We start from the raw sequence: 6290 nt of genomic DNA, 5'->3' as shown, positions 1-6290 counted from the left end.
GGATTTCGCGGCTGATGAAGCAGGACTTCTGCCGAAGGGTCTGAAACGCGGCGTGCTCTCCGAGGACGGGATTTACAATTTGCTTGAAGAATATAAAGAGGTATCAGAATGACGTTATTAACTGCTGTGTAAGCGAAGAATCGAGAACCAAACGTCCGGCAAAAGCAGTATTGCAGAAGCTCGGCGGTATTCCTGACGCATATTCACGAAAAATATAAAGCTGAGGCGCAGTTATTCAACAGCGTCTCAGCTCGTTTTATTTTATAACCCTAATAACATACGGTCGTTGTCGAGCGCCTTGCCCGAGGTCTCCCTGAACTTTTCAAGAAGGTCATTGACGGTAAGTCCTTCGCGTTCCTTGCCTGAAACGTCATAAATGATCCTGCCTGCGTTCATCATGATGGTTCTGTTTCCGAGTTCCAGCGCCGACTGCATGTTGTGAGTGATCATCATGCAGGTGAGGTGGTTTTCCTCAACGATAGAGCGCGTCAGCTCCAGCACCTTTTCGGCGGTCGCGGGATCCAGCGCCGCGGTGTGCTCGTCGAGCAGGAGCAGCTTCGGAGGATTGATTGTCGCCATCATCAGCGTCAGAGCCTGCCGCTGTCCGCCGGAGAGCAGACCAACAGGCTGCTGCATTCTGTCCTCCAGCCCCATATTGAGCTGGCGAAGGCATTTCTTAAAGCGCTCCTTGTCTTTTTTTGAGATAGCGCTGAGCCATCCGCCGTGACCTGCCGCAAGAGCGAGGTTTTCTTCGATCGTCATACCCGGAGCCGAACCCTTCATCGGATCCTGGAACAGTCTTCCGATAGAACGTGCGCGCTTGTGCTCTGGTGTTAGGGTGATGTCTTTGCCGTCAAGAACGATACTGCCGCTGTCGGTGATGAAGGTGCCGCCGATCGCGTTGAACAGGGTGGATTTTCCCGCGCCGTTTGCCCCGATAATGGTGATGAAATCGCCGTCGTTGACGTTGAGGCTCAGGTCGGAGATCGCAACCTTTTCGTTGACGGTGCCTTTGTTGAAGGTGAGGGTGATACCGCGGATATCAAGCATCTCTGCGCACCGCCTTTCTGTGCTTCAGCTTACGCATCAGCATTGGGTACCTTGAGCTCAGATACGGCCCGCTGATGGCGATGATAACGATTACCGACGAAACGAGCTTGAGCATGAAGGACGGCATGTGCAGTCTGAGAGCGACCGTATAAACGATACGGAATATGACCGCTCCCAGTACCGCGCCGACAGCGCGTTTCGGGATCCTGCCCTTTCCGAGGAAGGTGCCGCCGATGAGCAGCGACGCCAGCGCTACGGTGACCATGCCTGTTCCGACGTCGATAGACATCGATTTCTGGCTCTGAGCAAACAGGCAGCCTGATAAGGCGGTGAAGGAATTCGCGATACACAGTCCGACGATGGTTGTCATGGTCGGGTCGATGGAAGATGACCGAACCATGGCGGGATTGTTGCCTGTCGCGCGGATTGCAAGTCCGAGTCTGGTTCTCAGAAACAGCGACAGAAAGATAATCACCAGCACGACTGCCGCCAGACCGATGATGATCTCATGGCTGAAAAATGCAAGGATCTTTGTCGCGGTCTTGTATGCGTCGGTACCGCGTTCAATTCCGAGCAATGAAAGGATTCCGTTGTGGAAATCCTTGATGACCGGCTTGAAATCGGTAAAAATGGTTTGTGTTTTATTCAGGTTCAACAATGATTTGTCGCCCATAATAGCGATGTTGACGGAATACAAGCCTGTGTTGACGATGATTCCTGCCAGCAGGCTGTCGACGCCCATCTTTGTCTGCAATATGGCGGTGACAAAGCCTGAAACGATTCCGCAGAGCATTGCCGCCGGGATAGATAGATAAGGGTGTCCGTATAATGCCACCACAGCGCCTACAGCGGCGCCGAGGGTATAACAGCCGTCGGTAGATAAGTCGCACACGTTGAGCATCGAATAGCTGAGGAACAGCGCCAGCACCGTCAATGCATTGAACAAGCCCAGCTCAACGGCCGTTGGAAGTGAACTGAGCAGTCCGCCGAAAAATTCCATACTGTACTCCTGTTTACATCAATGTATTAGGATATCCGTGATGATATCCGATCAATCAAATGATTCCGCTGTCTTGATCTCCTCTACCTTTGTAGAGTAGGGTGCAAACGCTTTCTTGATAGTTTCGAGATCATAGCCGATTGCCGCGCAGGTGTCGGTATTGACGGTTGCGATACCGTTGTCAAAGGTCTTGACCGCGGTTTTTGCGGGGTCGCTGCCGTCGACGAGAATGCTGTAGGTCATGTTCGCGGTTTCGGTACCGAGAACCGTGTAGTCAACGCCGTATCCGAGGAACGCGCCGTTAAGAGCAAAGCTGTCTGCGCCGCCATAGTGAGGAATATTCGCTTTTGAGAAAATTTCATAGATGGATAATTCCGCTTCCATGATGGTGTTGTCGGTGGGAGTGAATACCGCGTCGACCTTGTCGTCGGCGAGTGACTGGGCTGCCATCTTGACCTCTTCGGCGGTGGTGCCGTTCTGTTCGATGTACTTGACTCCCTTTTTGTCAAGATATGCCTTTGCGTCGGCGATAGCTCCGGTTGACGCGTCCTGACCGATGTCGTATAACAGACCGACGGTGGACGCCTCGGGGTTGGCGGCAAAAATCAGTTCCATAATGGAGTTGGTGTTGAGATAATCCGATGTACCGGTGATGTTTGCGCCGGGAGCCTCCATGTCGCTGACCAGCTTGACGCCGACGGGATCGGATACCGCCGCGAATACGACGGGGATCTCATTATCCTCGGTCGCCGACTGCATCGCCATTGCGACGGGAGTGGCTACGCCTATCATCAGGTCTACGTCTTCAGCGACGAAGTTCGCGATGATCTGGTTCATGATGTCAGCGTCGGCGTTGCAGTTTTCGCTGAGGATCTCAAACTCGACGTCGTTTTCTTTGCCGAGCTTGCTCAGTCCGCTCTTTACATTGTCGACGATCTGGTTGAGCGAGGCGTGGTCTACATAGTTGCAGATGCCTACCTTGAAGGATTTCTTTACGGTTTTGGTGTCAGAGCCCGCATTGCCAGAGCAGGCGGTCATAACGGTTGCGATCATAAGTACGGTCAGTAAAACTGCGATGATTCTTTTCATGATAAATTCTCCTTATTTGTTAAATGATTAATAGTCTGCGGATATTACTGATGAATTCGCCATCGCATTGTTAAGAGTATCATAATTCCTCCTGAGAATTAAATATGAATATAAATAAAAACCCTGTCCCTGCATAACTGCCGGGACAGGATACTTCCTGCGGTGCCACCCTGCTTGACGCGTTTCAGCGTCCTCTCAACACGTAATTAATTACGCCGACCCGCTTTACGTAGGGTCAATCCGTCTCACATACTCTGTGTTTCCGCATTTCTGTTCGCCCTCAGAAGTCCATTCGGTCATATATTCTCTGCTGCGATTTCACCGTCCGCAGCTCTCTGTAAGACAAGTGATAAGACCTACTTACTCTTCGTCATCGGTTTGGATTTTAATTTGTATGTATTTTAACGCATAAATCGGAGTTTGTCAATATTTTTTCGGAAAAGTATTACTGTTTCGGGTATTTGCGGCTATTATGTATGACATTGCAGGTAGAGCCGCATAATAGATAAATGAATGCGTCTTGCCTTCACCGTTCAGGTGTGATATACTAAAGCTGATATTTGGATATTGGAAATGACAACAGTGAGAGGATAAATATGAGTGAAATTTTCAGGCTGGCAAAGCCCAGAAAAAAAGGACTGCTGCATTTGGTGTTCAGCCGGTTTTCCGTTATAGTACTGCTGATTTTGCTGCAGCTTGCGATGTATATATTCTTTTACGGCTGGCTCATCACCTGGCTGCCGTTTTTCTCGGCGTTTCTGGTGGTTTTCAGCGTAATAATGATTATCTATCTGTTCAACACGGGTATGGATTTCAGCGCAAAGCTGACATGGATGTTTCTGATCTCCGTATTCCAGGTACCCGGCGCGATATTTCTGCTGTTCACGAGAATGAATGTCGGGTACAGAAAGCTTGAGCGCAGAGAAAGAACTCTGATACTGCAGACCCGGACCTCCATTCCACAGTCACAGGACGTTCTTGACGCGCTGAAAAAGGACGGGTCAGGCATGGACGCTCTGGCGAGGTACCTGAACCGCACAGGCTGTTTTCCCATATACAACAACACGGAGGTCACATACTTCCCCATAGGCGAGGACAAGTTTGCCGCTATGATAAAGGCTCTTGAGGCTGCCGAAAAATTCATCTTTCTGGAATATTTCATAGTTGAAGAGGGCTATATGTGGGGCAAGGTTCTCGAACTGCTTGTTGCGAAAGCGGCTCAGGGAGTTGAAGTGCGTATGATGTACGACGGAATGTGCGAGATGTCGCTGCTTCCCTCGAACTATTGCAGACTGCTTGAAGAAAAAGGAATCAAGGCAAAGGCTTTTTCTCCCATCAGACCTGTCGTATCCTCGCATTACAACTACAGAGATCACCGTAAGATACTTGTGATCGACGGCGAGACAGCCTTCACCGGAGGCGTCAATCTCGCAGATGAGTATATCAATCTGACCGAACGCTTCGGGCACTGGAAGGACACAGCCATCATGCTCAAAGGCGAGGCAGCAAAGAGCTTTACGCTGCTGTTTTTGCAGATGTGGAACATCGACGAGAAAAAACCTGAGTTCTCTCAGTGGCTTGAGGGTGCGGTAAGCGCGCCGAAAAATCCCTCGGGGTACGTGATCCCCTACGGAGATTGTCCCCTGGACAACGAGAAGGTCGGAGAGACCGTCTATATGGATATAATCAACCGCGCAAAAGATTACGTGCATATCATGACGCCTTACCTTATTCTCGACGGAGAGCTTGAAACCGCGCTGAAATATGCCGCAGGCCGCGGAGTAGACGTAAAGCTGATACTGCCCGGCATTCCGGACAAGAAAGCGGCTTACGCTCTGGCAAAATCCCACTACAAGCGCCTTATCGCGTCAGGTGTGAAAATCTACGAGTACACACCGGGATTCGTTCACGCAAAGGTATTCGTCAGCGACGGCTGCAAGGCAACCGTCGGTACGATCAATCTTGATTACCGCAGTCTTTATCATCACTTCGAATGCGCGGCATACATGTACAAAACAGCTTGTATTCCCGAGATAGAGCTTGACTTTCAGAAGACGCTTTCAAAATGCCGCGAGGTAACACCGAGGACAATCAAAAACGAAAAAATATCATATAAACTGCTTGGCACACTGATGAAGTTCTTTGCGCCTTTGATGTAAAAAATTAATGGGGCTGCCGCCAAATCTTTCGATTGGCGGCAGCCCCTTATATATCAGCCGTTTCTCTTTATAAAGTCGCGCAGGATCGCGATATACCGCTCGGGATCGTAAAAATAACTCACGCCGTGAACCGCGTCGGGAAAGGTGTGCCTCTCCACGCATTCGGGATTTGCAAGCCGTATTTCCTCGCTCATTTCATTCGGGACAAAGCAGTCCGCCTCGCCGTGAATAAGCAGCACCGGCTTGTCGGTGTTCCTCACAGCGTTCGCGGCGGTCAGGTTACGCGGAATTATCAGGTGGCCGTATACGAGCGCAGAAACGCGGATAAGCGCCCACAGAAGCCTCGGACATTTATACCAGCGCTTTGCGACGTAAAAGATGATATCCCTCGGCGAGCTGTACGGGCAGTCAGCGCAAATCAGTCTGACGTTATCCGGCAAAGCAAGATCTGCCGCCATCACGACTGTGGCCGCGCCCATCGAGATTCCGAAAAGATATATCGGCTTATCCTTGCCGAAGCGTCCGTTTGCGTATTCTATCCAAGAGAGCACGTCGCGGCGTTCGCGTATACCGTAAGCTATGGTGTGGCCGCCGCTGCCGAAATGAGCGCGCTGGTCAACAAGAAGGACATTGTAACCCTCGTCCTGGAGGAACTGCCCTATTATACTGAAATGAAGAACCGATGAGCCGCGGTAGCCGTGAAAGCAGATACACAGCGGCGCGTCGTCCGACTTGTGATAATACCGTCCCGAAAGCCTAACGCCGTCGTATGCTCTCGTCTGAACACGGCTGCAGGGAATTTCAGAGAGCTTTCTCGCCTGAGCCTTTATCTCGTTGAACATATCCATGTCGTCCAGAAACGGCTCGGTTTCAATTTCATCGGCGTTGCGGTGCGGCGAGTAAAATACTATGTAGTACGGAACAATCAGCCCAATAAGAACGGCTGTGAGAAGTACTGAAAGTACGATAATGAGAACAATCATATTATCATC

Annotated in this window: 6 protein-coding genes; 2 read left to right on the top strand and 4 right to left on the bottom strand. The window is 50.6% G+C overall.

The features are described 5' to 3' along the window. A partial coding sequence (locus JKK62_RS17705) for a DUF4298 domain-containing protein (protein WP_201426572.1) occupies nt 1-112 on the top strand: 112 nt, incomplete at its 5' end. A 149-nt stretch (nt 113-261) separates the two neighbouring features. Here JKK62_RS17705 and JKK62_RS01050 read toward each other — a convergent pair. The 3 genes from JKK62_RS01050 to JKK62_RS01040 are packed head-to-tail and all read right to left on the bottom strand — an operon-like array spanning nt 262 to nt 3139. Continuing rightward, on the bottom strand, nt 262-1050 hold the full coding sequence (locus JKK62_RS01050) for an ABC transporter ATP-binding protein (protein WP_201426571.1): 789 nt from the start codon (nt 1048-1050) through the stop codon (nt 262-264). After that, nucleotides 1043-2050: an ABC transporter permease gene (locus JKK62_RS01045; protein ID WP_243411712.1), complete on the bottom strand. Its 1008-nt coding sequence runs from the start codon at nt 2048-2050 to the stop codon at nt 1043-1045. The genes JKK62_RS01050 and JKK62_RS01045 overlap by 8 nt, the downstream gene beginning before the upstream one ends. 51 nt (nt 2051-2101) lie before the next feature. Beyond that, nucleotides 2102-3139 (bottom strand): ABC transporter substrate-binding protein, encoded by a 1038-nt coding sequence (locus JKK62_RS01040; RefSeq protein ID WP_201426570.1) that lies wholly within the window; start codon nt 3137-3139, stop codon nt 2102-2104. 596 nt (nt 3140-3735) lie between these two features. Between JKK62_RS01040 and cls the strand changes: the two genes are divergently transcribed. Next, nucleotides 3736-5298 (top strand): cardiolipin synthase, encoded by a 1563-nt coding sequence (gene cls / locus JKK62_RS01035; RefSeq protein WP_243411711.1) that lies wholly within the window; start codon nt 3736-3738, stop codon nt 5296-5298. Nucleotides 5299-5351: 53 nt separating this feature from the next. On the opposite strand, the gene JKK62_RS01030 is transcribed toward cls, so the two are convergent. Continuing rightward, the coding region (locus JKK62_RS01030) for an alpha/beta hydrolase (protein WP_201426569.1) at nt 5352-6290 on the bottom strand (939 nt) is incomplete at its 5' end.

The organism is Ruminococcus difficilis, assembly GCF_016680995.1.
This window is presented reverse-complemented; position numbering and strand designations above follow the sequence as displayed.

What these genes read in the sequence shown, in the direction of transcription:
- cls (WP_243411711.1), top strand. Translation starts at nt 3,736, where the DNA reads ATGAGTGAAATTTTCAGGCTGGCAAAGCCCAGAAAAAAAGGACTGCTG.
- JKK62_RS01050 (WP_201426571.1), bottom strand. Translation starts at nt 1,050, where the DNA reads ATGCTTGATATCCGCGGTATCACCCTCACCTTCAACAAAGGCACCGTC.
- JKK62_RS01040 (WP_201426570.1), bottom strand. Translation starts at nt 3,139, where the DNA reads ATGAAAAGAATCATCGCAGTTTTACTGACCGTACTTATGATCGCAACC.
- JKK62_RS01045 (WP_243411712.1), bottom strand. Translation starts at nt 2,050, where the DNA reads ATGGAATTTTTCGGCGGACTGCTCAGTTCACTTCCAACGGCCGTTGAG.